38 protein-coding genes are annotated in these 20,795 nt (G+C 58.5%); 16 read left to right on the top strand and 22 right to left on the bottom strand.

Annotated features, from left to right (window positions below):
* Window positions 1–58: 58 nt before the first annotated feature.
* Together D3Z90_RS18005 and D3Z90_RS18000 are read right to left on the bottom strand one after the other, a co-directional pair.
* On the bottom strand, window positions 59–472 hold the full coding sequence (locus D3Z90_RS18005; RefSeq protein ID WP_136477304.1) for a hypothetical protein: 414 nt from the start codon (window positions 470–472) through the stop codon (window positions 59–61).
* Between the two features lie 14 nt (window positions 473–486).
* Window positions 487–1,038: a hypothetical protein gene (locus D3Z90_RS18000; protein WP_136478996.1), complete on the bottom strand. Its 552-nt coding sequence runs from the start codon at window positions 1,036–1,038 to the stop codon at window positions 487–489.
* A gap of 113 nt (window positions 1,039–1,151) precedes the next feature.
* Here D3Z90_RS18000 and D3Z90_RS17995 point away from each other — a divergent pair, with 113 nt between their 5' ends.
* Window positions 1,152–1,346 (top strand): hypothetical protein, encoded by a 195-nt coding sequence (locus tag D3Z90_RS17995; RefSeq protein ID WP_136477303.1) that lies wholly within the window; start codon window positions 1,152–1,154, stop codon window positions 1,344–1,346.
* On the opposite strand, the gene D3Z90_RS17990 is transcribed toward D3Z90_RS17995, so the two are convergent.
* Window positions 1,343–1,657 (bottom strand): hypothetical protein, encoded by a 315-nt coding sequence (locus D3Z90_RS17990; RefSeq protein ID WP_136477302.1) that lies wholly within the window; start codon window positions 1,655–1,657, stop codon window positions 1,343–1,345. The two genes, D3Z90_RS17995 and D3Z90_RS17990, sit on opposite strands and share 4 nt — an antisense overlap.
* Window positions 1,658–1,740: 83 nt before the next feature.
* On the opposite strand from D3Z90_RS17990, the gene D3Z90_RS26855 reads away from it, so the two are divergent.
* The gene (locus tag D3Z90_RS26855; RefSeq protein ID WP_168198484.1) at window positions 1,741–1,890 is read left to right on the top strand and encodes a hypothetical protein; all 150 of its coding nucleotides are present in this window, start codon (window positions 1,741–1,743) and stop codon (window positions 1,888–1,890) included.
* A gap of 17 nt (window positions 1,891–1,907) precedes the next feature.
* Here D3Z90_RS26855 and ssb read toward each other — a convergent pair whose 3' ends face one another.
* The 13 genes from ssb to D3Z90_RS17920 form a co-directional block, all read right to left on the bottom strand.
* Window positions 1,908–2,402 (bottom strand): single-stranded DNA-binding protein, encoded by a 495-nt coding sequence (gene ssb / locus D3Z90_RS17980; RefSeq protein ID WP_136477300.1) that lies wholly within the window; start codon window positions 2,400–2,402, stop codon window positions 1,908–1,910.
* 13 nt (window positions 2,403–2,415) lie between these two features.
* The gene (locus tag D3Z90_RS17975; RefSeq protein WP_136477299.1) at window positions 2,416–3,033 is read right to left on the bottom strand and encodes a lambda exonuclease family protein; all 618 of its coding nucleotides are present in this window, start codon (window positions 3,031–3,033) and stop codon (window positions 2,416–2,418) included.
* Window positions 3,017–3,790, bottom strand: a complete 774-nt coding sequence (locus D3Z90_RS17970; RefSeq protein WP_136477298.1) for an ERF family protein — start codon at window positions 3,788–3,790, stop codon at window positions 3,017–3,019. Before D3Z90_RS17970 ends, D3Z90_RS17975 begins: the two co-directional genes overlap by 17 nt.
* Before the next feature lie 7 nt (window positions 3,791–3,797).
* Complete coding sequence (locus D3Z90_RS17965) at window positions 3,798–4,868, bottom strand: hypothetical protein (protein WP_136477297.1); 1,071 nt, start codon at window positions 4,866–4,868, stop codon at window positions 3,798–3,800.
* Between the two features lie 47 nt (window positions 4,869–4,915).
* Entirely contained in the window at window positions 4,916–5,425 is a 510-nt protein-coding gene (locus tag D3Z90_RS17960; RefSeq protein ID WP_136477296.1) for a zinc-finger-containing protein, read from the bottom strand.
* A 122-nt stretch (window positions 5,426–5,547) separates the two neighbouring features.
* Entirely contained in the window at window positions 5,548–6,003 is a 456-nt protein-coding gene (locus tag D3Z90_RS17955; protein WP_136477295.1) for a hypothetical protein, read from the bottom strand.
* Window positions 5,993–6,214 (bottom strand): hypothetical protein, encoded by a 222-nt coding sequence (locus tag D3Z90_RS17950; protein ID WP_136477294.1) that lies wholly within the window; start codon window positions 6,212–6,214, stop codon window positions 5,993–5,995. The genes D3Z90_RS17955 and D3Z90_RS17950 overlap by 11 nt, the downstream gene beginning before the upstream one ends.
* Complete coding sequence (locus D3Z90_RS17945; RefSeq protein ID WP_136477293.1) at window positions 6,211–6,402, bottom strand: hypothetical protein; 192 nt, start codon at window positions 6,400–6,402, stop codon at window positions 6,211–6,213. The genes D3Z90_RS17950 and D3Z90_RS17945 overlap by 4 nt, the downstream gene beginning before the upstream one ends.
* Window positions 6,399–6,815: a hypothetical protein gene (locus D3Z90_RS17940; RefSeq protein ID WP_136477292.1), complete on the bottom strand. Its 417-nt coding sequence runs from the start codon at window positions 6,813–6,815 to the stop codon at window positions 6,399–6,401. The genes D3Z90_RS17945 and D3Z90_RS17940 overlap by 4 nt, the downstream gene beginning before the upstream one ends.
* A gap of 433 nt (window positions 6,816–7,248) precedes the next feature.
* Window positions 7,249–7,515 carry a hypothetical protein gene (locus tag D3Z90_RS17935; protein WP_136477291.1) on the bottom strand — a complete coding sequence of 89 codons (267 nt, stop codon included), beginning with the start codon at window positions 7,513–7,515 and terminating at the stop codon, window positions 7,249–7,251.
* Between the two features lie 63 nt (window positions 7,516–7,578).
* Window positions 7,579–8,094, bottom strand: a complete 516-nt coding sequence (locus D3Z90_RS17930) for a hypothetical protein (RefSeq protein WP_136477290.1) — start codon at window positions 8,092–8,094, stop codon at window positions 7,579–7,581.
* A 71-nt stretch (window positions 8,095–8,165) separates the two neighbouring features.
* A complete protein-coding gene (locus D3Z90_RS17925; RefSeq protein WP_136477289.1) occupies window positions 8,166–8,369 on the bottom strand; it encodes a hypothetical protein in 204 nt (67 codons plus the stop codon).
* A 374-nt stretch (window positions 8,370–8,743) separates the two neighbouring features.
* Window positions 8,744–8,938: a hypothetical protein gene (locus D3Z90_RS17920; protein WP_136477288.1), complete on the bottom strand. Its 195-nt coding sequence runs from the start codon at window positions 8,936–8,938 to the stop codon at window positions 8,744–8,746.
* Window positions 8,939–9,434: 496 nt separating this feature from the next.
* Between D3Z90_RS17920 and D3Z90_RS17915 the strand changes: the two genes are divergently transcribed.
* Window positions 9,435–9,761, top strand: coding sequence for a DUF1654 domain-containing protein (locus D3Z90_RS17915; RefSeq protein WP_136477287.1), 327 nt, complete (start codon window positions 9,435–9,437; stop codon window positions 9,759–9,761).
* A gap of 44 nt (window positions 9,762–9,805) precedes the next feature.
* Here D3Z90_RS17915 and bamE read toward each other — a convergent pair whose 3' ends face one another.
* The 6 genes from bamE to D3Z90_RS17885 form a co-directional block, all read right to left on the bottom strand.
* Window positions 9,806–10,114, bottom strand: coding sequence for an outer membrane protein assembly factor BamE (bamE, locus tag D3Z90_RS17910; protein ID WP_136477286.1), 309 nt, complete (start codon window positions 10,112–10,114; stop codon window positions 9,806–9,808).
* Window positions 10,115–10,855: 741 nt separating this feature from the next.
* A complete protein-coding gene (locus D3Z90_RS17905; protein ID WP_136477285.1) occupies window positions 10,856–11,623 on the bottom strand; it encodes a DUF1828 domain-containing protein in 768 nt (255 codons plus the stop codon).
* Window positions 11,620–12,117 carry a hypothetical protein gene (locus D3Z90_RS17900; RefSeq protein WP_054572406.1) on the bottom strand — a complete coding sequence of 166 codons (498 nt, stop codon included), beginning with the start codon at window positions 12,115–12,117 and terminating at the stop codon, window positions 11,620–11,622. The genes D3Z90_RS17905 and D3Z90_RS17900 overlap by 4 nt, the downstream gene beginning before the upstream one ends.
* Before the next feature lie 177 nt (window positions 12,118–12,294).
* On the bottom strand, window positions 12,295–12,501 hold the full coding sequence (locus D3Z90_RS17895; RefSeq protein ID WP_136477284.1) for a hypothetical protein: 207 nt from the start codon (window positions 12,499–12,501) through the stop codon (window positions 12,295–12,297).
* Between the two features lie 76 nt (window positions 12,502–12,577).
* The gene (locus D3Z90_RS17890; RefSeq protein WP_136477283.1) at window positions 12,578–12,826 is read right to left on the bottom strand and encodes a hypothetical protein; all 249 of its coding nucleotides are present in this window, start codon (window positions 12,824–12,826) and stop codon (window positions 12,578–12,580) included.
* 3 nt (window positions 12,827–12,829) lie between these two features.
* Window positions 12,830–13,672: a LexA family transcriptional regulator gene (locus D3Z90_RS17885; RefSeq protein WP_136478995.1), complete on the bottom strand. Its 843-nt coding sequence runs from the start codon at window positions 13,670–13,672 to the stop codon at window positions 12,830–12,832.
* 102 nt (window positions 13,673–13,774) lie between these two features.
* On the opposite strand from D3Z90_RS17885, the gene D3Z90_RS17880 reads away from it, so the two are divergent.
* The 13 genes from D3Z90_RS17880 to D3Z90_RS17815 all read left to right on the top strand — a co-directional run bounded on the left by D3Z90_RS17880 (window position 13,775) and on the right by D3Z90_RS17815 (window position 20,758).
* Complete coding sequence (locus tag D3Z90_RS17880) at window positions 13,775–13,996, top strand: helix-turn-helix domain-containing protein (protein WP_136477282.1); 222 nt, start codon at window positions 13,775–13,777, stop codon at window positions 13,994–13,996.
* 33 nt (window positions 13,997–14,029) lie between these two features.
* Window positions 14,030–14,230, top strand: coding sequence for a hypothetical protein (locus D3Z90_RS17875; protein WP_136477281.1), 201 nt, complete (start codon window positions 14,030–14,032; stop codon window positions 14,228–14,230).
* 19 nt (window positions 14,231–14,249) lie between these two features.
* Complete coding sequence (locus D3Z90_RS17870; RefSeq protein WP_136477280.1) at window positions 14,250–14,462, top strand: hypothetical protein; 213 nt, start codon at window positions 14,250–14,252, stop codon at window positions 14,460–14,462.
* A 301-nt stretch (window positions 14,463–14,763) separates the two neighbouring features.
* Entirely contained in the window at window positions 14,764–15,753 is a 990-nt protein-coding gene (locus D3Z90_RS17860) for a replication protein (protein ID WP_136477279.1), read from the top strand.
* Window positions 15,750–17,090, top strand: coding sequence for a replicative DNA helicase (gene dnaB, locus D3Z90_RS17855; protein ID WP_136477278.1), 1,341 nt, complete (start codon window positions 15,750–15,752; stop codon window positions 17,088–17,090). The genes D3Z90_RS17860 and dnaB overlap by 4 nt, the downstream gene beginning before the upstream one ends.
* Entirely contained in the window at window positions 17,090–17,743 is a 654-nt protein-coding gene (locus tag D3Z90_RS17850; protein ID WP_136477277.1) for a hypothetical protein, read from the top strand. Before dnaB ends, D3Z90_RS17850 begins: the two co-directional genes overlap by 1 nt.
* Before the next feature lie 64 nt (window positions 17,744–17,807).
* The gene (locus tag D3Z90_RS17845; protein WP_136477276.1) at window positions 17,808–18,068 is read left to right on the top strand and encodes a hypothetical protein; all 261 of its coding nucleotides are present in this window, start codon (window positions 17,808–17,810) and stop codon (window positions 18,066–18,068) included.
* Window positions 18,068–18,406 carry a hypothetical protein gene (locus D3Z90_RS17840; protein WP_136477275.1) on the top strand — a complete coding sequence of 113 codons (339 nt, stop codon included), beginning with the start codon at window positions 18,068–18,070 and terminating at the stop codon, window positions 18,404–18,406. Before D3Z90_RS17845 ends, D3Z90_RS17840 begins: the two co-directional genes overlap by 1 nt.
* The gene (locus D3Z90_RS17835; protein ID WP_136477274.1) at window positions 18,403–18,831 is read left to right on the top strand and encodes a hypothetical protein; all 429 of its coding nucleotides are present in this window, start codon (window positions 18,403–18,405) and stop codon (window positions 18,829–18,831) included. Before D3Z90_RS17840 ends, D3Z90_RS17835 begins: the two co-directional genes overlap by 4 nt.
* The gene (locus D3Z90_RS17830; protein ID WP_136477273.1) at window positions 18,824–19,270 is read left to right on the top strand and encodes a recombination protein NinB; all 447 of its coding nucleotides are present in this window, start codon (window positions 18,824–18,826) and stop codon (window positions 19,268–19,270) included. The genes D3Z90_RS17835 and D3Z90_RS17830 overlap by 8 nt, the downstream gene beginning before the upstream one ends.
* The gene (locus D3Z90_RS17825; RefSeq protein WP_136477272.1) at window positions 19,267–19,545 is read left to right on the top strand and encodes a hypothetical protein; all 279 of its coding nucleotides are present in this window, start codon (window positions 19,267–19,269) and stop codon (window positions 19,543–19,545) included. The genes D3Z90_RS17830 and D3Z90_RS17825 overlap by 4 nt, the downstream gene beginning before the upstream one ends.
* Window positions 19,536–20,141, top strand: a complete 606-nt coding sequence (locus tag D3Z90_RS17820; protein ID WP_136477271.1) for a recombination protein NinG — start codon at window positions 19,536–19,538, stop codon at window positions 20,139–20,141. The genes D3Z90_RS17825 and D3Z90_RS17820 overlap by 10 nt, the downstream gene beginning before the upstream one ends.
* A gap of 293 nt (window positions 20,142–20,434) precedes the next feature.
* Window positions 20,435–20,758 carry a hypothetical protein gene (locus tag D3Z90_RS17815; protein WP_218571408.1) on the top strand — a complete coding sequence of 108 codons (324 nt, stop codon included), beginning with the start codon at window positions 20,435–20,437 and terminating at the stop codon, window positions 20,756–20,758.
* Window positions 20,759–20,795: the final 37 nt, after the last annotated feature.

Below are 20,795 nucleotides of genomic sequence, written 5' to 3'. Positions count from 1 at the left end.
GCCGGGGTGGCGTGATTCGTTGAATAGGGGAAGGCGCTGGCGGGCAGCGTGGGATAGTTCAGGCGGCGCGGACCTTGAAGGTCAGCATGGCTGTCGCGTCGTCGTTGAAGCACTCAGCCAATTCTTGATACGCCCGGTACTTGGCCTGGCTGCGAGTGGCTGCCCACACGCTCCGCACGTAGTGGCGTGCATCGCCCAGCATGTAACGAACGTCATCCCAGTCGTACATGCCGTTGGTGAGGACTTCCCACTGCTTGAGCGGCAGCGTCTCAGCCATCTCGCCGTACTGCATTTCCCAGGTGGGGTGGTAGTTGCGGATGCGCTTCTTCGGATCGCTGTCGAGGATGACGCCGATGTAGTGGCCGCGGTCGGCGATGATCACGCCGGGCTCACCGTTGGCAATTACCCGACGCCCGATCTCAGCCGGCACGCCGTAGTGGCGGCGAACGTAGTCGCAGTTGTAGTTGCTCATGGATCGCTCCTTGATCAGGCCGCTTTGCGCTGGTTGAGAGCGCGCTGGCGGGCGGCCTCGTACTCGCTGCTGACGATCTCGACCAGGCCGTCGACATCGCCGTCGGCAGCCTTGCTGCCCAGGTTCAGGTACACGACATCGCCGCCGGTGAAGCACACCCCGCCACTGAGCCAGATGCCGCCGCGCTCGACGCCGATGGCCTCCCACATTTCGTCGCGGTCGATATCGCCCGGGCAATGTGCTTTCCAGAGATCTTCCAGGCGCTGGTGCTCAGCTTTCTCTGCCGCGCGCACCTCTTTGTCCGTGCCCTTGGCATGCTTGGGCGCCCGGCGCAGAGAGCGGTAGCCGTATTCGTCGGGGCGGCACCAATGCACATCAAGGTCGCGGCTGGCGCTGAGCTTGATGCCGCCGACGTAGTTGCGGGAGCCGCTGTACATCGGCGAGGCGTCGGCGCCAAAGGCTTCGCCCAGCTTTTTGCGCTGAGCGTCCCAGGCCGCTTTCTTCCCGTCCCAGGCGCGCACGGCGGCCAGGACCTTTGGTGATTCAGTTTTGTAGAAGTAGCTCATGGCTGAACTCCGGGCATGCGCCGCCCTCCGTGGCCTGGATGCGGCATGGTGGCAATTTGGTTTCGGATGGGGTATTACGGGTGACCGGCGTGGGGCCGGATCAAGGAGAGATAATGAGCAACCAAGCGCAAGTCGATGCCCTGGAGCACCTGCTGATGGCAGTCCTCCAATCCAGTACTCTCATGACTGAGACGTACAAGGCCTTTGACAAAGCTCACGGATCATTGATTGGCAGCAATGGGCCAGGCGGTCCGACGCAAAAGTCAGCGGCTGTTGATTATCTGAACCATTTGAAGGCGCAGCTCTAGACATCTACATAGCCCAGCTTTCTAGCTTCACGGTTGTAGGCGAGTTCAAGCTTCCGCGCCACAACCGGTGACACTGTAACTTCGTGGCGCGGCGGCTCAAGCATTGGCCCCGCCCCGCCCGGGCCCAGCCCATGCAGGTGATGAATCATCAGCGTCATCGCCTCGCCCTGTTCCTCGATCCCGGCCCACTCCATCAGCTCCTGCAGGGCCTGCTTAGTCCCTGGCCGAACCTTCAAACGCAGGTCTTCTTCCTGCAGCTTTGCGGCCTTGGCATGACGGCGCAGGTCGCGATCTTTCTGAGTCATCGCCATTCGGCACCCCCTTCAATCCGCTAGGCGGCAAGTGAACCTGTGACCTGCGTTGGTGGTGCTGCAGGGCCATTCGTTTGAGTTTCATGAGTGAGTTCCATATCGGCATCGTGCCAGCCTGCGAGCCACCAACCGCCATCGACAGTCATGTTGCCGTATGGCTGAGCGAGGCGGCATTTGCCGTCTTGGCGGCTGGCCCGGCCCTGGTAATAGGCGACGGGGTAGGTGAGGCGTAGCCGTGTGGTCTTCATGGCTATGCCCCGGACAGGTAGGGCAGCGGCGCGAAGGGAATATCGTCGTCGAAGCTGTCGTAGTCCGGCCCGTTGGTGCCTTGCTGGCTCTGCTGGGGCGCCTGTTGTCGGGGCTGCTGGCGATTCTGCTGCTGCCGAGGTTGCTGCTGTTGTTGGTTGCTCTGCTGACCCTGCTGGGGAGGGCTGCCGGCGAACTTGATGATGATCACGCGACCAGTGAGCTTCACGCCCTGCGAGTTGTCGCCCTTGGTGTAGATTTCGATGTGGGCGTCGTCGATGGTGAAGTGCACTTGCTGGCCCTTGACCAGGTACTGGGCCATGGCCTCAGCCTGCTTGCCCCAAAGCGTGGCATCGACCCACTGGGTGGGGCGCTTGCCGTCTTGGCCTTTGCGGCCGTATTCGCAGGCGATGGCCAGATTGCAGACGGCATTCCCGTCAGGCGTGTAGCGCAGTTCAGCGTCGCGGCCCAGGCGGCCGATATCGGTAAGAGTAGGCATCGTGATTCCTTGGTTATGCGGCCAGGCCGAGCACCTTGTTCATGCGCTCGTCGAGGATTTCGTAAAAGGTCTTCACCCGTTCGGTTAGCTTGCGGATCATTACTTCGTCGCGGTAAACGCGCTTGACGAAGAGGGGCATGCCTGGCCAGTAGCTGATGAAATCCAGCCACTCGCGCTCCGACACCCACAGGCCGCCCTGGCACTGGGCAACGTGTTCCTTGGGGACTTCACCGGCCAGGATCACGCCGACTTGAAACTTGGGCAACTTGGTTTTGATCTCGGTGAGGCCGTTGTCGGCCACAAGGGCATCAGGTGAGTAGCCGATGCCGTGGTTCAGGATGATCCCAACAGACCGGGTCTTGAGGCTTTCACGGTCCTCATAGAGTCCGCGCGCCACGCCTTCCAGCTCATGCCCGCGAATCGTGGCCTTGGTTTGAAATGGGATTTCGGCGGCCTCTTCGGTGATCCGCTCGCCGATCAGCTGATCCATGTAGGTGAAGGCGGCCACACCGAAGCCAGCCTCACCCTTGCCAGCAACCAGCAGGCAATCCAGCTCGGAGCAGGTGATGATGCCCAGGCGCAGCGCAAGCCACTCCGGCGTTCCTTGCTCGATTTCAGTGATGATCTGCATTTTGCGTCTCCTGGGGTGCGGCTTCATGCTGTTTGACTGACTTGCTGAGCATCCCTAGCACCTGGTCGAACGCGGCTTTCTCAACCGCCGATGGCGTGCCATGGATGTTGGCGAATGCGGCCTTGGCTTTGTCGCTGCAGCGCTCCAGGAGCATGGCCAACTGGGTCGCTTGAACTGACGTCACCCGTGGCGTCACTACGACGCCGTTGCCGTCATCATCCTCACCGGTGGTGGTGAAGTTGAGCAGGGCGCCGGCGGTATAGCGCTTGCCGTAGCTCACGCTGGAGGCCACGGCCTGTACGCCGTTTTTGCTCCCGGTGGTATCGGCAGGCAGCACTAAGGAAGTGGTTTCTCGGTGCCCGGCGCGGTGGCTCAGCACACCCTCGACCTCGATCCCGCGCTCGTTACGCGGCGTGCGGAATGACAGGGCGAACCCGTGCCGGGCAAGAACTGGCTTGATCATCTCGTTGATGTCTTCCCAGAGCGCATAGGTGCTCTGGATGCGGCCGTTCTTGTCCTTGATGCCGCCGCGCTCACCAATCACCGGCAGTTCTTCCTGCATTGCGGCCAGCGCCTCATCGAACTGCTGCTTGGCCTGCAAGGCTTGAATGTTCTGGTGCATGACCATCAGGCGCTCCATCTTGTCGATATCAGCGCTCGGCGACATGGCCACCTGCTGGATGATCTGGAGGATGGTCACCGACTCAGCGGCGGCCACTTGGGTGTAGGTCTGCTCGACCCGGGCTACTTGGCTCATGGCGACCTCAGTAGGAAATGGATATGTTGGGGATCTTGCGCTGGGCGATTAGGGTGACCGCCTGTTTAGCGCAGGCTTCAGGCATGCCGCCGGCGATGAAGGCTTCCAGTGCTGCGCGGTTGATGCTTCGGCGATGGGCTTCGTCGCGCTCGCGGGCTTGCTGCTGGCGAACAATCTCGGCGGCCGCGGCATCTGCCCGGCGGCGTTCGTCTTCGCGGGCAAGCTCAATTTCTCGCTCGGCCTGAATTGCTGCGGCCTGGCGATCTAGCTCAGCTTGTTGCTCGGCAGCGATCCGATCAGTTTCAGCTTGCCGTGCACGCTGTTCCGCTTCGCGAGTTTGCTGTTCGGCCCGGGCAATTCGCTGCGCCTCTGCGTCGCGCTGCGCCTGTTGATCCCGCGCAACCCGTTGGCGCTCATCTTCAACGGCCTGGCGCGCGGCTGCATCAATCCGGTCTTGCTCATCACGGGCAGCTTTTTCGTTCCGAAGGCGCTCAAGTTCGGCCTGCTCGGCTTCGTACTGTTGCCGGGCAGTCAGTGCCGCGCGCAGCACCTTCAGTGAGTCGTCCTTGGCCCGAGCTGCCTCGGCTTCGAACTCTTCCCATTGCTCGCCCAGGGCGACCGCTTCAACCTTCGCGATTCGGTCGGCCAGATCCTCGGCGGTGATGCCGTCCAGGTCCTGGGCGTTGAGTTTCAGGTGGGCGATGGCGTTGTTGTGCCGATCAACCCGGGCATCCTCGGCAGCCTGCCAGTCGGTCAGCGGCTGGCGCACCTGGTCACGGAGGCTATCCATTGCGGCCACAAAGTCGCGCAACTCAGCCTCGACGACTTTCGGCATTTCCTTTAGGCGGCGCAGGTAGTCGCGACCCGGCTTCTCGACGGCAGTCTTCGACTTGCTGACCTTTGCAGCCAGGCTGGCGATGCGCTCGCGGCCCTTGCGGGTGGTCAGGTCGGGGACCTCGTCCAGAACTTCACCCTTCATCAGGTCGATGAATTGCTGCAGGCCGCCGGCGACGTAGATGGCCGGGGCATTGGCTTCGCTGATCTCTTCGATCTTGATCAGAGTCTGTTCTGCGGACATGCGTAATCTCCCGCGCCATCCATGCGGAGGGGCGCTGATGTGAAGTGTTATCGGGCTTTGGCGAAGGCCAGCGACATGGCTGTTTGAGGTACGGCTGACTTGACGATGGCCTCGGCACGCTCGCAGTCCGCTTTCTCAAACCAGCCGAAGTGGCAGATGCCTACATCGATCTGCATTTGCTCGGCGAGCCAGCGGTAGGCCTGTGTGCGGCCCATGCCGGTATCGCTGATGTGCTTGTGGAAGACTGCCTTGCTGCGGTTACGCACGGAGCGCAGAGCGCCATCAGCCAGCGTGCCGAGTGGAATATCTGTGTCTGGGTGCAGCCCTACGTAGGCGTCACACCCGGAACAGAGGTAGGCATACGGCCAATCGCCGTAACTGCGCCCGTTGTAGATTTCCGAGTTGCAGACCAGCTCAACCTGGTCACCGCAATAGCGGCACTCGCACGGAGCGGGGAGTGGGTTCTTCACGCGTTTGAGTGCCCTGCGGCTGACATGTGGCAGCGGAGCAGGCGCAGCAATGCGCTCGGGGGCGTTTGCCCGAGGATCGATTGGCATAGTGAGTTCCTAGTTGGTGATAGTGCCGGCCAGTGCGCTGGCGAGCATGAAGAAGGTGCAGGCGAAGAGCATGGAGAAGGAGTCGCGCCAGATGTAAAGGCGCTTGGCTTTCTGGTAGCTGGTCATGGCTTAGGATCCAGGGCCTTGATGGCCGATTTACCAAGAGCTCGCAGCGATCGACGGAAGTTGCCGAGGTCGCGGCGCGCCTTCTTGCGCTCTCTGACGAAGTAAAAGGCCCTAGTGCAGTGGACGCATCCTTGCTTGAGCAGGTAATCCATCACCTCTTTGTCATTCAGGCCACGATCTTCGTCTTGCGACCACTCCCGGAATGCCTCCCACATGTGCGTTTTTCGGCGATTTTTCTCGTCGTACAGGATCTGCCAATGTTCTTCGCTTCCGTTCGGCCAAGGCAGGTCGCCAAGCTCGGGGGATTCATTGGCAGGCTTCGGACCAATCAAGTCGAAGCGATTTTCGCACCGGCCAAGGTGAAGCCCGATCTCGGCCGTCAACGACTTGATCCGCTGCAAGACCGATTCGTGAGCGGCCAGGGTGATGAGTATCGAGCGCTCAAGCCTCATGCCGCACCTCATAGGCCAGGGTGCACATACCGCAGAGGTAGGCCCGGCCCGACCATGCCGCAGGGTTCTCGATGTGGGCTAGGCGCGCCTGATTCATGGCGTCCTCCATGGTCAGGCCCTTGAACACCATCAGGATGCGGTCGTCTGGCACGGCCTGCGCTACCTCGGCTACCTGGTCGTCGATGATCGATGAAAATATCGGCGTGCTCATGCAACCTCCTTGCGCCCGGCAACAATCTTGTTGAGGCGCCCGCAGTAGTGGTTGAATTCTTCGATGGTGATTCGCTCATCACGCATCATGTCGTTGATCTGGCGCTGAACCATTGCGGCCCAGCTGATCGGGGTGGTTACCTGCGCGAGCGTATCCAGTTCTTCGCCGATCAGGACATGCGGGCTCATAGCGCCGCATCCTCGGCCTGGGCGATCAGCCCGTCCTGAGCCAGCGGCCTGAGCAACTGGCGGGCAATCTCGCGGAGCGCTTCATCTGGATCAGGACTGGCCAGCGCCTCTACTGCCGCGCTCCTTGCCTCGGACGAATCCCGGCGTTCAGCGGCCAGAACCAGGCGCCCCAACACTGAAGGGCTGATTCCTGAACCGTCAAGCTTCCCCATCACAAATTCATCAACCGCCACGGCGAACTGCTCGAAGGTCACACCCTGCGGGTTACGCAAGCGGCGCTGAAACTTCACGTCGCGGCCTTCGATCAAGTCATCGGCAGCGTTGTCGGTCCAGATCCGCTCGGCAGCGTCATCAGGGTGCTCACCTGGAAGACGGTTGTCGTACTCAAACTGTGATGCTCGAAGTGCGCCCATGGCGTTCTCCTGTTTGGATTGGCAACCGCATTGATCAGGTGCCGGACACCAGTGACCAAACTGGGCGTGAAAAGCCAGCCTGGCACCCGCCAATGCGGTCGATGTGAAGGGAAGGGGTGCAGGCGCTGAGCGCTACCTCACATGCATCTGGTCTGGCCGGGTAGGCCCCGGATTCGCCTGCGTGTACGTCGATTAATGTTTGCTGTGGCGCGCCTTAACTTGCATAAGGCTCACGGTGATGCGCTTTAAATCGATGAAAACTGCATCGGTGATCCACATTCCGGGGCAAACCGGGTGACCGGACGCCTCACCAAAGGGCGAGACGCTACCCAGACTCACAATTCGCGGCGATCAACTCGCGTTCAATGTGGATCACCGATGTAGCCTGCGATGGGGAGCAGGGCATCGGGCCGTCTTTCCGGCTGTCAGAGCGTCAGCCAGAAAGACCGGTTGGAATTTTCGAAAGAGCCTCGTCAACCAAGATGCGAGCCTTTTCGCGATCAACCATGGCAAACGCTTTTTCAGCCTTCGCCCACTTGTCATCCTGTTCATCAGGCTTGAAGGTCATCGCGATAGAGCAGACGCCGAACCCATCAGGCACGAAGTAGGTCCGCACCTCAGGACCGCCATCACCATCATCAAGCTTGATCAGCACCTGCCCCAGGTCTTCAAACTCAAAGAGCTTTGCAAACTGGCTCATCTATTTGCCCTCCAGGGCGGTTGATTTCCCGTCTGGCCCTGTCGCCAAGGCCAGCCAGTGAAATCAGTGGAAAACTACGGCGCCGCCGTCAGCAGCAACCTCGAATGCCACTTTCCATTCCTGATACTTTTCCCAGAAGTAGCCGCCAACAGCCTCGGCCTTCTCGGCAAAGTCGGCGTAGTCCTTTGCCAGCTTCGCGCTGACCACCGGGCCGATGGTGCCGTCGCAGTCGCTGAAGTTGATCTGTTCGGCGAAAGGCCCTTGAGCGCCATTCCAGCAAGGCATGCAATGGCTCTGCTCAACCCTTCCGTAACGCTCATATGGCTCTGCTGGATATCCGGCAAGTTTTGCCAGCTCCTCCCGCCAGGCGCTGTAGCGCCCGTAGCCTGTGCTCAAGCCCGAGCCTTCCTCGCCAAGTTTGTAGGTCATACCCTCCTTCAGGCCTTCGGCGCGGCCGGGGAAGTCTTTGTTGAAGTAGAAGTCGCGGTAGTTGTCGTAGTCGACCAGGTCGCCGTGTTCGTCACGCTCGGCGTCAGGTGCCTCTACCAGTTTGCTGAATGCAGAAACGTCCAAGCCCATTTCGTGTTCCTCCAGTGGATTCCCCCTGATGCGCCCCGCTTGAGGCGCACCGGGGAATCGTCTGGCGTCTATCAGTCGACGCTGATGTTGCCGCCTCCTGGCTTCTTGATGGTCTTGAGCATTTCGCGCTGCAGCTCGCCAATTGCCCAGGCCGCAGCCATGATCGCCACGTCGCGGCATGAGGCGTTCTTGCCGTCAAATCCCTGCACGCTGATGCCCGCCTTGCTGACGGTCACGGTGCCTAATCGGCTGAGCATCATTTCGAGGTCGTCCACGGTCATCTCCAGTTGAAGTTGGGTGCCTGTTTTTACAGGGGCAGGCTCCCTGTTTCCTCGCTTTCCACAGTCGAGGGAAAACCATATGCTCCGGTCTCCACAGTCGAGATAAGGAACATCGTTATGCCTGAGTACATGGTGCGAGTTGGTCTATCTAGTGCCGATGGCGATGACTACAGCGATCTCCACGATGCAATGGAGACGCTGGGGCTCAAGAGGACGGTGGTTTTCGAAAACGGGAAAAGGTACAAGATGCCAAATGGCACTTACTTTGGTTCAAGCTCCCTCGGAACTGCTGCCCTGAGAGATAGGGTCAAATCAATAGCTGATCCGCTAGCCGTACTAGGGACAGCATCCGTCTTTGTTTGCCAGTCTCAAGATTGGCAGGCTTGGCTTTTCGAGGACTGACTTGATCCACCAGCAGCGGAAGGTCTTCCTTTAGGCATCTCGCTGACCCAGTAGGCCAGGTGATTTGAAGCGATGGCGAAAGCCTCATCGAAGCTGACTTTCTCGTCGGTTGAGATCTCCTGAACGATCTGGCGAAATCGTTCAATCTGCTGTTCATTCATCTGCGCTACCTGCTCTCCGCGTGGTCCTGAAGTAGGGCCACCTGGAGAGCATCCGGCCCACACTCGGCGGGCCGGTAATCTCCTTTCTCGGGGGATCTTCAATCCCGACAGCCGACCGCGATGTAGCCATGCAATGGCATCCCACCCGTCAGCACTCTTTGATCTAGGGTCATCTACGCTGCTGACCACGGGGTGAGGCATCCCCTGTACCGAACTCAAGGTGTTCGGCTCGCTACCTTGTTGCTTTTGGCCGGTGTCGATCCGGCAAGGTGTGTCGCTAAAGAGCGGGTGAGGCTTGAGGGCCTCTGCAGTCCCTGGTGAGTGACTGCGATGGATAAAATATGCACCAGTGCAATTGGTCTGTCAATGCACTAGTGCATAAATTATTTTTCGTGCAATTCATGAATCCGTTTCGCTTCGAGGGGTTTACCTTTTCCTGCGGGCTTGGTTATGCTTCCTGAGTACTGGATAAATATACAGCTACAGGAAGAGCGACATGGCCAAACCAAAGAAAGCTGCACCGCAGGCACGCCAAGAAATGACCGGTCTACAGCGACTGAGCTTGCGAGTGTCCTCGATGATCAATCACCCGATTGCGCAGTCACAGCGCTGGGTGACGATCCACCGCCTGGACACGGACGGGGAGATGGAGTGGGAAGAGGTAATGGGGTTGCTGTCAGAAACTCCAGAGCTGGACCTGACGTTTAACGACGACGAGAGTGTGACGGTTCGGTGGGAGCCGCAGAGCGCCGATGAGCGCGACGATCTGATCATCGAGAAGGATTGGGAAGAGGACAGAGCGGAGGAGGCGAAGCCTTTCTGACGAGCAAAAAAGCCCGCTAATCGGCGGGCTTTGGGTGATTCGGTCTATTGGGCAGGATCTGGTTTTGGCAGGAAGTCTTTCGGGATGTACGGAACCTTGGTCACCTTACCGTCCTTCGTTTCGAAAGACACAGTCTTAGCGCCACTGAACGCTGTTGCATGGCTGTAGATCCACATCTGGCCTTCTTCCCTGGATGTGACCATATAGGGGTTGCCCATGATCTCGTAGAGCTGGTCTTCGGTCATGCCGACTTTGACTTGGCTGGCTTGGCCGAAGGTGAATGGTGTGCCGGCGCACCCAGCCAGAGTGACGACTACGGCAGCAAGAAGAAAGCGGTGGATGTGGCGAAGCATGGCGACCTCCCTGTGAAGTGAGGGGGCATCCTACCACTCTGGCCACCGGCCATCACGCAGGCGTAAAAAAGCCCGCTGGGAAGCGCGGGCTAACGTAGGGAAATCGGATGAGCCTTCACTGTGCAGGGTAGGGCGTGAAAAAAGCGTGAAGGCATGCCCCGTCTCAGATGGCCGCCTGTCGCGGCCGCAGGAAGATCATGCGGAAGCTTTCTACACTCCTGTCACCTGGGTGATGGTTGTCGACCAGGTCAACCATCACGAAGCCTAGGAGGTCTTTATGCGGCGCCAAATTGTTCCGGCTCTGGTCTTGGCGATTGTAAGTTACATTCCTTGCGCATTTTCAGAGGCGCTCACTGAATACCCCAATGTCGGCGACGAAGGCCTCACCTTCTCCATCCAAGCTAAAAAAGGTGGCTCTTGGGCGCCTATGAAGAGCCACAGGAATAGTGCTGCAAGGGCGTGTATATTTGGGGAAAACCCAAGGTGCTACCTCAGAAAGGGGGCGGCGTGTGAGCCCTACGCAATGAAAATCGAAGGGCCCGGCGGAGTTCGAGAGCTCACGTGCATGGCCTCACGCACCGAGCGCGGGGACGCCGACATGAAGGAGGTCCAGCGCAATTTCAATCGAGCACAGTATGAGGCGAAGGGCTCCAGTGACCCGATGGTTGAGAGGTAGCGGCGGCGCGGGGCGCGGATAGGTATGAAAAAGCCCGCCGAGGCGGGCTTGATGCAACGATGCACTCAAGACACTCTGTCTAGAATTTTGTCCTTAATGGCCTGAATATCAGTAACAACCGGGACAATGTCGTTGGCAGCCGTCATGAGGCGAGATGCATCCTGCTTTGGCAGCTCCGTAAAGTCGCTGCACACGATCATTGAGTCAAATTTCAGGCCCATGTGCTTGAGGTGAAGCAGGGTGATCGTGGTAAGCCGAGCTTTATCCTTCCCGTTTACCCCGAAAAGGTACAATGGGCGACCTTGAGTTCTGATCTTGTAGTCAATCAGATAATCCTCGCCGCCACTGATCGCAGGAGCGTAGGACTCGTCGACCATCTCGCTGGGAACGATTGAGTAAAGAATCTCGCGCAGGTCGTGGTAAAAGGTTGACTCAACCCGGCTGCGGGACCATAGGGCAATATCCTCAACTCGGCTGAGTCCTTGCCCGAGCTGGAACAAGCCTCTCACCAGTCTGTCAGCTGGGACCTCCAAAAAGATCTCGCCATCGTCCTCTTGCAAGCCATTCTCGGAGAGAATCGTCTCAAAGAGTTTTGCTCGAGGACCGGTGAGAAGCTTTCCTAGGTCATTCTCATAGCTGAGACGCATCATGGTGTTGGCGGCGTCAGAGATGCGCCACCCTGCGGAGGACCTAGTCAAGTAGCTGGTAAATGAGTCGCCATCCCTCGCGGTGAGAGGCAGAGATACCGTCAGCAAGTCGCCGCGCGCAGATACCGCCACATCCTCGCAGAATGCGTGGCATAGGGTCTCCTTGATGGCGGCAATATCGTTCATAGGTCAAAGCTCAGCTGCGAATATACTTCCACCCCATAATCTTGGCATGGGAGGTCGATCCCAGAGATGTTGCAGTCACTTAGCATACACCTTATCGCCCCTGCCAAATCATGGTATCGATCGGTGGTTTCTGCGAATTTCTCGGCCTTATCACCCATTTCCATGTACCGCTCTGTCGCGCGATGGATATGGCACTTGTGCTTTATGAGCTCTCCATCCTCAAGCGGGTTCCGATGCACGTGGTTGCTCCCATTGTAGCGGACCAGCGTGACCTTCTCGCCGCTGCGAGGGTGATAGATCAGACCGCACGAGTAGGCGTCTGGGTCAATTTGGTTTTGGCGGGTGTACATCTCAAAAGACTTGTCACTATCAGAGGCAACAACTTGATAGTTGATGCGCTCCGATTTCTTTTGGACCTTGGCCTTAGCGCCAGGGTTCTTGATGACCTTGGGAATCGAGAGCAATTCCGCGATCAGTGCGTCACTAATTACCATCTTGGGTCCCTCCCCAGGGAAGCTCCATCAGCTCGACGAGTCTTCGCTCGCTGAGCGCAACCACGACTCTACAACTCCTTCGCCCTCTCAATCCCTCCCGCCTTCACCTCATCCCCATACCCCACCAACCGATCCTCCCCGGCCTGCATTCCGCTAAGCTCTCGTAAACTATCGCAGTCACACATCATCATCGATCTTCGATGCAACGGATCTCAGTTCGTCGACTACCACGTCAATGGATTTGATGTGATCCCTTACATCGTCGCCTTCTGAGCTGCCTCTGGCCTCAATGAACAGGGCGTGTCCGGCCATAGCCTTGCTGAGCTCATCAAGGTGATTGGCTGTCCGAACTAGGTCTGACTTAATGTTTTGCAGCGTTTTCATGTTTACTTGTACCTTCCCTGATGCTCTATCAAACACTCATTCGTGAGTGGTCGAACCAGCCCTTCTTGCTTAATTCCTATACCGAGACAGGAGTCTTCTCGCGGACAATGAGCCCCAAATGTGCCTCTTCGGCATACCCAGTAAGCCTTTCCTCGCCACTATGGAAAACCCGGCACATTCTGAGCAGTGCCTGTGCATCTACCTCATTCCCTGACTCGCTCAGGCGTGCTGCGATACGCATCAGCTCGACTGCCGACCACTTCAGGTCAGAGGCCAGGCCCTGGAGGTCGCGGCGTAGCTCTTGATTGGGCTTGGTTAGGGGCATGGTTTAGACCAGGTGCGCGTTCCAGACCAACAAAACACGGGCCTGGATGTAGGTCTCATCAACCCGGATGTCTTCAGGCGGATGGTTGGTGTTGTCAGAAATCATCTTGAAGTGATCGCGGCCTTTCTTCTGTAGGCGCTTGATGTACTGATGACCCTGATGAGAGAAGTAGTAGATTCCGTCGCCAACGAATTCACGGATGCTGATATCGACAATCAGCGGGTCGCGACTCTTGATAGTGGGAGCCATGGACTGGCCTACACCCGTTATGAGCTTCAGGTGGAAGTGTTCTTTGAACTCAACTCCCATCTCCCGCAGGTGAGTGGGGCTCACACGGACGTCCTGTAGCATTTCCGGGAAATCGTGAGCTACCTGACCGCCACCCATAGCGCCCCGCACGTCATAGTGAGCGATCCAGACTTCGTCCCCCACCTGGCCTGGTCGCGCGAAATCGACGGCAATGACACTGGAAGAAGCTTGCTCAGCCGTCTTTTCCTCGATGGCATCAGCAATTTTCTGTCGAGCATCAAGAGAAAGACCTTTGCCGTGCTTGGCGAGCATCTGCTTGACGATATCCGCAGTAGACAAATCTTGGCGGGGCTGGTCCTCAGGCTCAGGGTCACCTAACGGCTCATAGCCTCGCAACTGGTCGGTGGTAATGCCGAAAAAATCGGCCAGTGGCCTGACCTGCTTATCGGTCGGCTCCTTGATTCCTTTCGGCCCCTGAGGCTTAAGAATTCGGGAAATAGTCGATTGGCCAACGCTAGTCTGGCTCGACAGCTCAACCTGAGAAATGCCGTTTTTGGCCATCAGTTGAGCAAGAATTTTGTCTATCGATTTATGCATGAGTGCAATGCTGCCCCCCGGTGGTGCATAGCGCAATACAGCGGATCGTTGACAGATATGCACTGGTGCATGATCATGTGCATATCTACAAAGGAGGCAGCCATGAGCGCTACCGATCTTCCAAAAAAACTCGACGCATTACTGGGCTCGGGAATGACCTACAAGGCCATTGCAGAGCGCGCCAAATGCGACATCTCGACGGTATTCCGTATCCGCAATGGGCAGATCATCAACCCGAGCTACGTAGCCGGCACCGCCATTGACCAGATGCACGCTGAGCTGGCCAAGAACGGCAAGCACAGCCCGAAAAAATCCGCCGCTTAAACCAACTTCAACAGCCACAAAGGAACGCCCCGTATGTACATGGACCCCAGTCAGAAACGCGCCATTCCGGTGAAGGTTCGTTTTGAACCTGTTCTTGACCGGATTCTTCGCAAGGCAGCCACCAAAACCCGCATGCAGCACGCGACCTACCTCTACGAAATCATCGAGTGGGCAGTAGCCAACGGCGTTATCGAAGAGCTGATGCAGGACAAGCAAGAAGATATCGCGGGCTGAAGGGCCTATGGAGGCCTAAATGACCGTTGAACTTGAAAAGTTGCCGCCTGATACGCGGCTAAAGGTAGAGAGGTTGATGTTCCAGAACGGCTGGAGTTTCAGCCAGGCCATCAACGCGATGATGGAAACAGCCATAGCGAGCGGGGCTGTTTCCGAGGTTGGGCGAAGGAAGGCCAAGGTCCTGCAATTGGTGACCCCAAAAAGGGCCTCTGGAGGGGACTCTTCAGGGTAACCAAGAGGCCCTCTCTAAATTACAGGCACAAAAAAGCCGGGATTGCGGCCCGGCTCTCTGCTTCACATAAAACTCTTGAGGTGAATTATGCATCTGCAGGAATCCAGTATACAAGCCCCATCGAATTCAGCGCCACAAAACGCGAAGTTCGATTCCGTGGCGCGCGGACATTTAGAGTCAGCTGTGAATGCTGCTCGACTTGTCCGTTCTCAATACTCTCGCCAATCCAAACGACAGCTCATCCGCGAATGCCTGCAGCACCTGCATGCGTTCGTTGCTGCTCCGCACCCTGGAGTAGCCCATGAGTAACGTCTTTACCTTCAAATCAGCCGGGGGCTTTACCCGGATGGACAACCAGCTGATGGACGCTCTGGCAGCGGTTCACCTGTCGCCAGCTGAGTTCAAGACACTCCATGCGATTGCTCGGCTAGTTATCGGCTACAACCTGCAGGAGCGCCGTATTACCGCTGAAGAAGTGGCCAAGATGACCAACATCCTGCCTGCGCACGTTTCGCGTGCTATCAGCAGCTTGCTGGCGCGTCGGGTGCTGTACCGAGTTGGCGGAAGCCGTGGTGAAATCGGTATTTGCTCGACCTCCGAGTGGGTTTACCAAGAGCCAAAGAAAGAACAATCGACTCAACCAAAATCAGTCGAAACTACCAAAATTGGTAATTCCGACAACGTAACGAAACTACCAATTTCCGACGACTCCCTTCTTTATACGAAAGAAAAACCCCTAGTAACTGTTCCTACGGAACAGATTACTGCCCCCCAGGGGGCTGAGCCCGCTCAGTCGGAAGCCAAGCTGGTTGTGTTCACTGGCGAAGATTTCGAAGTGGACGCCACCCTGATCACCAAATGGGCAGAGGCCTATGCACCGATCGACGTGGAAGCGGAGATCAAGCGTGCGGCAGCCTGGGCCAGTGGCAGCAAGCCGAAGAAGGACTGGCGCCGCTTCCTGGTCAACTGGTTGGGCCGTGCGTTCAAGCGCAGCCCGAACGGTGCCAGCGAGGCCGGCGTGCCGGTAGAAAAGATCATCGACCTGTACCACAAGGTTTGCCCGAGTCTGCCAGTTGTGACTGTGGCCGGTGACCGCGTGCTTCGCAGCATGATCGCCGAACGCTGGAACGAATCCCCTGATCACCAGAGCGGGCAGGGCTTCTGGCTCGGTTTCTTCCAGAAGGCCAACAACCGAAACCAGGTGTTCTTCCGTGGCCAGAACGTCCAGCCACGTCTTGAGGCCCTGGTCAGCCGCGCTGTGTTCCGTGAGATTGCGGAGGCCGCGCAATGAACGAACTTCACAGCCTTGAGGCCGAACACGGTGTGTTGGGGGCCATGCTGCGTCAGCCGCACCTGATCGACGTGATCTCCGACAACCTGGCTTCTGACGCGTTTGCCTGGGAAGACAACGCCGACCTGTATCGCCTGATCTTGGAATTGCACGCGGACGGCCAGCCGGTGGACGTGATCACCCTGAGTGATCGTCGTTCCGAGCTGCCGAGCGGAACCCGTACTCTGGCCTACGCCGGCGAGATTCAAGCAAACACCCCAAGCGTGGCCAACGCCAAGTCCTACGCCCAGATCATTCGCGACCGTGCCATCTGCCGTCAGTTGGCAGCTGCCGCTGAGCGCATCAACGAAGTGGCGCATGAGCGGGCGGACATCGAGGACAAAATATCGCTGGCTCAATCCATCGTGCTGGGCCTGGACGCCACTGGCAGCGACGGTGAGTGCCAGATGATCGGCGACATCCTTGCTGAGCACATTGAGATCCTGCAGGAGCGCCTTGATCGCTTCGAGAATGGCATCGTCATGGATGGCCTGGGCTCCGGCATTCCTGACCTCGACAAGTACACCCAAGGCCTGAAGGCAGGGCAGATGATCGTGGTTGCCGGGCGCCCAGCGATGGGTAAGACCACGCTGGCGATGAACGTCGCGGCGGATGTGGCGATCAACCAGCGCCGGCCGGTTTTGGTGGTCAGCCTGGAAATGACCAAGACCCAGCTCATGGATCGCCTTCTGGCTGCGGTTGGCGGTATCCCGCTGCCATCGCTGAAGACTGGCGAGTGTGCCAGCGATTATTCCGCCGAGCTGGCTGCAGCGACCCTCAGGCTGCGTGACGCGCCGATCTGCGTGTCTGACGTGCCAGTCATGACCATGCCGCGCATTCGCTCCATTGCTCGTCGCCAGGCGCACCGCATGGGAGGTCTTGGCCTGGTGGTGATCGACTACCTGGGGCTGATGGAAGGCGAGGGGAAGGGTCGCACCGAGGATGTCACCGCGATGTCGCGCCAGATCAAGCTACTGGCTCGCGAACTGGAGTGCCCGGTCATCGTCCTGTCACAGCTCAACCGCGGCTGCGAATCCCGTCCAGACAAGCGCCCAGTGCTGAGCGACCTGCGTGAATCCGGCGCCATTGAGCAGGACGCCGACATCGTGATGTTCGTGTACCGCGACGAGGTCTACCACCCCAACACCCAGGACAAGGGCATCGGGGAAATCCTGATCCGCAAGAACCGTGACGGCGAGATCGGCATTGTTCCAACTGTGTTCCAGGGCGACCGCTCTCGCTTCATGCCGCTTGCCAATCGTTCTCGCCAAGACAACGTCGTGCAGGTGAATTTCTGATGAGAGAGCGCAGAGCGATCTACCACCACAACGGCTACCGCCTTCGTTCCTACACCGAGCTGCTTTGGGCTCGCGTGCTTGAGGCTGCCGAGATTTTCTACCTGTACGAGCCTGATCTAGTACGAGTCGATGAGGGCTACTACCTGCCTGATTTCTGGCTGCCGAACGTGGGTATCTACCTAGAGGTGAAAGGAAAGAACCCGACCGATATCGAGATCCAGAAAGCCGATGCAGTGATGGAGCGCACCGGTCGAGAAGTCATGTTCTTGGTTGGGCGACCTGAATCCGACCGTGAAGGCCTCATGAACTGCGGAATGCTTGTGCGCGGCTCGGGCGGCTGGACGAATGGAATTTGCCCTTACGACCTTCATTGCTTGGTACGCGACCACGGCGACTATGGGATGTGGGAGCGCATCAGCGCCGCAGCCAAGGGCGACATCATGGATAACGTCCGGCCTATCGGCGACATCCTGGAAGAACTGTTTCTTGGCATGGCTGATCGATCTGACATGGAACAGTGCCTGCGCGAGACGCATGCCCCGGTAAATGCCGAGCGCATGGCCTCTCTCCCTGCCCCTAGCGTTTGTGAGAGAGGCATCAAGTGGTTCCTCGATCGTCAGCAATTCCGCCTTTCTCAGCGAGGTGCAGCATGAGCCGTGCCCACCTGCTGGCCAAGTTTAACATCAAGCGCGCCGGGCAGCCGGCTGGGGAGGGGGTGTGAGCCTGTTTCAGTGTGAAGAGTGCGGTTGCCGCGACAACACCGCTACCAGCGGCTACTGGTTCCGCAGCGACGAGGGAAATCCATGCCAAGGCCGAAAGCTGTGTGCGGCCTGCGACCCAAGCATCGGCAAGTGGCATGGCGTGTTCAAGCGTGAATACCTGCCTAAGGGTGAGTTCTTCACCAACCGCCAAGGAAATCTTGAGCACAAGACCACGGGCAAGCTTTGCCACGAGTACCTGGCCGAGGAGAAGCACTGATGGACACCAACAAGATGCGCGACAGCGTGCGCGAGCAGTTCGAGAAGTTTGCGCTCAGCTCTGAGGGTGGGCTGTTCCCCGGTCATCTGGCCAAGGGCGAGGATGGCGAGTACCTGAACTATGCCGCTCAGTGCTACTGGCTGTTCTGGCAGGCCTCCCGCGAGGCCGTAGTGGTGGAGCTGCCTGAGCCAGATTTGCCCGAAGTCTACATCGATGAGCCCGTAGATCGGGAGTCGGAAGAGTTCCGTTATTTGGAGGCTCGCCATGGCGCCCAGTGCCAGACCTATCGGAAGTGCCGTCAAGCGATCGAGGCCCAAGGCCTGAAGGTGAAGCCATGATCATCGACAAAGAGAAGCTGAAGGCGCTGGCCGAAATCATGCTCCGCGATGTCGATGGTTGCCTTACCGACAGCGAGGCCCGTGACTTCCAGCAGCATGTGGCGGACTACGAGGCGCTAACACAGCCCGGCGGTGTCCTGGCCCTTCTCGAGGAGATCGAGCAACTTCGTGAATCACATGAGCAGGTATGCGCCAACTACAACCGTGTGAGCTTCGCATCCGAGGAGCGCGGCAAGCAGGTCGACCAGCTAAAGGCCGAGAATGAGGCGCTGCGCAAGGATGCCGAGCGGTACCGCTTCGTTCGCAACCCGATTGGTACCAGCTCGCCGTTGGCGATCTGGAACGAGGGGAAGATGCCGTTGTTCAGCGGAATGGCGGATGCGGTTGTTGATGAGTCCATGGCCAAGGAGGCATCCCATGACTGACCTCATGCTCCGCACCGAGCAAGACCGCGCCCGCCTGATTGGATACCTCACCGGTCTGGACCTGGCCAAGCCGCGCCGCCTGACCATCGTCGAGGTGCGCAACAAGCGCAGCGATGCCCAGAACCGCCTGCTGTGGATGTGGAACGGCCTGATCCAGGAGCACCTGCGCGATTCCTACGGCCAGGCAGCAAGCAGCGAGGAATGGCACGAGATTCTGGTGGCCAAGCTCTGGCCGGCCGAGGTTCACCCGGTGGAGCTGCCCGATGGCACCCGGTACCGCGTAGGCCGGGCCAAGACCCGCAAGTTCAGCACCCAGCAGATGACTCAGTACCTGGAGCTTCTGGACGCTTACTGCGCCGAGAGCCTGCAGCTGCTCCTACCGCATCCAGAGGACCTGATGATGGCGATCTACGGCGAGCGCCGCGGGAGGGCTGCATGAGCCATCAATTCAAGCCGGGTGACCTGGCGCTGGTACTCAATCACACGTTTCCGCCAGTGATCGGAACCTGCGTAGAGCTGATCAGCCGCCACTGCGTCGGACCCGTTGACCGAAGAGACCCGATGGACCCTGGCGTCTACGAGAAGGAAGGCGGCGAGGTCGTGTGGGTGGTCAGCGAAGACAAGGCCATCGTCTGGGGAAAATGGCTCATGCCCCTGCGCGGCGACTTCGCCCCCGAGCAGCAGAAAGCCAAGGAGGCTGAACCGTGCGCGTAGCTCTCAAGGAAGTGAAGCAGAAGACCTGCAAGTCCTGCGGCGGGAAGTTCCGGCCATCGCTGTCGACGCAGAAGGCCTGCAGCGTGAAGTGTGCCCTGGCCTTGGCGCCAGTGAATCACGACAAAGCCCGGAAGGCCATCGACCAGCGCGCGCGCCGCGAGATCCAGGTACGCAAGGAGAAACTCAAGAGCCGGGCAGACTATGCCAAAGAAGCCCAGGCCGCGGTCAATCGCTATGTACGGCTGCGAGACGCGCATCTGGGCTGCATCAGCTGCGACAAGTCAGCCGCATGGCAAGGGCAGTGGCACTGCTCGCACTTCCGCAGCGTAGGCGCGGCCCCGCACCTGCGGTTCAACCTCTGGAACATGAACAAGTCATGCAGTGCCTGCAACAACTTCTTGAGCGGAAACATCATGGCCTACCGGCCCGCGCTCATCGAGAAGATCGGGCAGGAGAAGGTCGACTGGCTGGAGTGCAGCAACGGCATAGCGCGCCACGACATCACTTACCTGAAAAGGGTGAAGGAAATCTTCACCAGGAAAGCCAGGTGCATCGAAAAAAGAAATGGGGAGGCGATGTCATGGATAGCCGTGTGATTCTGGTTCGCAAATCAATTTCGGAGCGGTCTGGGAGTAGAAGGTCTATTGGCGTCTTCCGCTGCCCTGAGTGTTCAACTGAGTTTGAGTCGAGGATGGAAAGGGCGAAGGTCATGACCGGGCTTTGTATCTCTTGCGCGAACAAGGCCGCTGGGCGAAAGCGAGTTACCCATGGGCTGAACAACAGAAACAGTCGCCTCCACGTCACCTGGTCAAACATGAAGCGGCGCTGCCTAAACCCGCAGGGCGCCGAGGTCCAAAAGTATGGCGGAGTGACGCTTTGCGAAGAGTGGATGAGCTTCGAGCCATTCATGGAGTGGTCACTTGCGAATGGTTACACCGATCGGCTGACGCTGGATCGCATCGATTCAAGCAAGGGCTATTCGCCGGAAAACTGCAGGTACGCGGATTACAACGTTCAAGCAGCGAATCGAAGAATCACAGATAAAAACACCAGCGGTCATGTTGGGGTTTCCTGGGATCGAGGCAGGTGGTGCGCAAAAGTGCAGTGGAAGAAAAAGCAGATACATCTGGGCCGCTTCAAGACCATCAGTGACGCCGTGAAGGCCCGGAATGACTACTTGGACGAGCACAGCCTGCCGCACTTGAGGGCGTAGCGCGTGAACACCATCGACGACCTCAAGGCCATCAAGG

The organism is Pseudomonas sp. DG56-2 (assembly GCF_004803755.1).
Classification (GTDB): domain Bacteria; phylum Pseudomonadota; class Gammaproteobacteria; order Pseudomonadales; family Pseudomonadaceae; genus Aquipseudomonas; species Aquipseudomonas auratipiscis.
Note: the sequence above shows the minus strand (reverse complement) of the source record. Positions and strands in the feature narration are given on the sequence as shown.

What these genes read in the sequence shown, in the direction of transcription:
- D3Z90_RS26855 (WP_168198484.1), top strand. Translation starts at nt 1,741, where the DNA reads ATGAGTGAGTTCCATATCGGCATCGTGCCAGCCTGCGAGCCACCAACC.
- D3Z90_RS17830 (WP_136477273.1), top strand. Translation starts at nt 18,824, where the DNA reads ATGACTGACCTCATGCTCCGCACCGAGCAAGACCGCGCCCGCCTGATT.
- D3Z90_RS17880 (WP_136477282.1), top strand. Translation starts at nt 13,775, where the DNA reads ATGAGCGCTACCGATCTTCCAAAAAAACTCGACGCATTACTGGGCTCG.
- dnaB (WP_136477278.1), top strand. Translation starts at nt 15,750, where the DNA reads ATGAACGAACTTCACAGCCTTGAGGCCGAACACGGTGTGTTGGGGGCC.
- D3Z90_RS18005 (WP_136477304.1), bottom strand. Translation starts at nt 472, where the DNA reads ATGAGCAACTACAACTGCGACTACGTTCGCCGCCACTACGGCGTGCCG.
- D3Z90_RS17965 (WP_136477297.1), bottom strand. Translation starts at nt 4,868, where the DNA reads ATGTCCGCAGAACAGACTCTGATCAAGATCGAAGAGATCAGCGAAGCC.
- D3Z90_RS17815 (WP_218571408.1), top strand. Translation starts at nt 20,435, where the DNA reads ATGAGCTTCGAGCCATTCATGGAGTGGTCACTTGCGAATGGTTACACC.
- D3Z90_RS17860 (WP_136477279.1), top strand. Translation starts at nt 14,764, where the DNA reads ATGAGTAACGTCTTTACCTTCAAATCAGCCGGGGGCTTTACCCGGATG.
- D3Z90_RS17870 (WP_136477280.1), top strand. Translation starts at nt 14,250, where the DNA reads ATGACCGTTGAACTTGAAAAGTTGCCGCCTGATACGCGGCTAAAGGTA.
- D3Z90_RS17955 (WP_136477295.1), bottom strand. Translation starts at nt 6,003, where the DNA reads ATGAGGCTTGAGCGCTCGATACTCATCACCCTGGCCGCTCACGAATCG.
- D3Z90_RS17840 (WP_136477275.1), top strand. Translation starts at nt 18,068, where the DNA reads ATGGACACCAACAAGATGCGCGACAGCGTGCGCGAGCAGTTCGAGAAG.
- D3Z90_RS17975 (WP_136477299.1), bottom strand. Translation starts at nt 3,033, where the DNA reads ATGCAGATCATCACTGAAATCGAGCAAGGAACGCCGGAGTGGCTTGCG.
- D3Z90_RS17920 (WP_136477288.1), bottom strand. Translation starts at nt 8,938, where the DNA reads ATGAATGAACAGCAGATTGAACGATTTCGCCAGATCGTTCAGGAGATC.
- D3Z90_RS17995 (WP_136477303.1), top strand. Translation starts at nt 1,152, where the DNA reads ATGAGCAACCAAGCGCAAGTCGATGCCCTGGAGCACCTGCTGATGGCA.
- D3Z90_RS17875 (WP_136477281.1), top strand. Translation starts at nt 14,030, where the DNA reads ATGTACATGGACCCCAGTCAGAAACGCGCCATTCCGGTGAAGGTTCGT.
- D3Z90_RS17935 (WP_136477291.1), bottom strand. Translation starts at nt 7,515, where the DNA reads ATGAGCCAGTTTGCAAAGCTCTTTGAGTTTGAAGACCTGGGGCAGGTG.
- D3Z90_RS17990 (WP_136477302.1), bottom strand. Translation starts at nt 1,657, where the DNA reads ATGGCGATGACTCAGAAAGATCGCGACCTGCGCCGTCATGCCAAGGCC.
- D3Z90_RS18000 (WP_136478996.1), bottom strand. Translation starts at nt 1,038, where the DNA reads ATGAGCTACTTCTACAAAACTGAATCACCAAAGGTCCTGGCCGCCGTG.
- D3Z90_RS17885 (WP_136478995.1), bottom strand. Translation starts at nt 13,672, where the DNA reads ATGCATAAATCGATAGACAAAATTCTTGCTCAACTGATGGCCAAAAAC.
- D3Z90_RS17960 (WP_136477296.1), bottom strand. Translation starts at nt 5,425, where the DNA reads ATGCCAATCGATCCTCGGGCAAACGCCCCCGAGCGCATTGCTGCGCCT.
- D3Z90_RS17850 (WP_136477277.1), top strand. Translation starts at nt 17,090, where the DNA reads ATGAGAGAGCGCAGAGCGATCTACCACCACAACGGCTACCGCCTTCGT.
- D3Z90_RS17825 (WP_136477272.1), top strand. Translation starts at nt 19,267, where the DNA reads ATGAGCCATCAATTCAAGCCGGGTGACCTGGCGCTGGTACTCAATCAC.
- D3Z90_RS17915 (WP_136477287.1), top strand. Translation starts at nt 9,435, where the DNA reads ATGGCCAAACCAAAGAAAGCTGCACCGCAGGCACGCCAAGAAATGACC.
- D3Z90_RS17900 (WP_054572406.1), bottom strand. Translation starts at nt 12,117, where the DNA reads ATGGTAATTAGTGACGCACTGATCGCGGAATTGCTCTCGATTCCCAAG.
- D3Z90_RS17940 (WP_136477292.1), bottom strand. Translation starts at nt 6,815, where the DNA reads ATGGGCGCACTTCGAGCATCACAGTTTGAGTACGACAACCGTCTTCCA.
- D3Z90_RS17930 (WP_136477290.1), bottom strand. Translation starts at nt 8,094, where the DNA reads ATGGGCTTGGACGTTTCTGCATTCAGCAAACTGGTAGAGGCACCTGAC.
- D3Z90_RS17835 (WP_136477274.1), top strand. Translation starts at nt 18,403, where the DNA reads ATGATCATCGACAAAGAGAAGCTGAAGGCGCTGGCCGAAATCATGCTC.
- D3Z90_RS17890 (WP_136477283.1), bottom strand. Translation starts at nt 12,826, where the DNA reads ATGCCCCTAACCAAGCCCAATCAAGAGCTACGCCGCGACCTCCAGGGC.
- ssb (WP_136477300.1), bottom strand. Translation starts at nt 2,402, where the DNA reads ATGCCTACTCTTACCGATATCGGCCGCCTGGGCCGCGACGCTGAACTG.
- D3Z90_RS17945 (WP_136477293.1), bottom strand. Translation starts at nt 6,402, where the DNA reads ATGAGCCCGCATGTCCTGATCGGCGAAGAACTGGATACGCTCGCGCAG.
- D3Z90_RS17970 (WP_136477298.1), bottom strand. Translation starts at nt 3,790, where the DNA reads ATGAGCCAAGTAGCCCGGGTCGAGCAGACCTACACCCAAGTGGCCGCC.
- D3Z90_RS17950 (WP_136477294.1), bottom strand. Translation starts at nt 6,214, where the DNA reads ATGAGCACGCCGATATTTTCATCGATCATCGACGACCAGGTAGCCGAG.
- bamE (WP_136477286.1), bottom strand. Translation starts at nt 10,114, where the DNA reads ATGCTTCGCCACATCCACCGCTTTCTTCTTGCTGCCGTAGTCGTCACT.
- D3Z90_RS17905 (WP_136477285.1), bottom strand. Translation starts at nt 11,623, where the DNA reads ATGAACGATATTGCCGCCATCAAGGAGACCCTATGCCACGCATTCTGC.
- D3Z90_RS17895 (WP_136477284.1), bottom strand. Translation starts at nt 12,501, where the DNA reads ATGAAAACGCTGCAAAACATTAAGTCAGACCTAGTTCGGACAGCCAAT.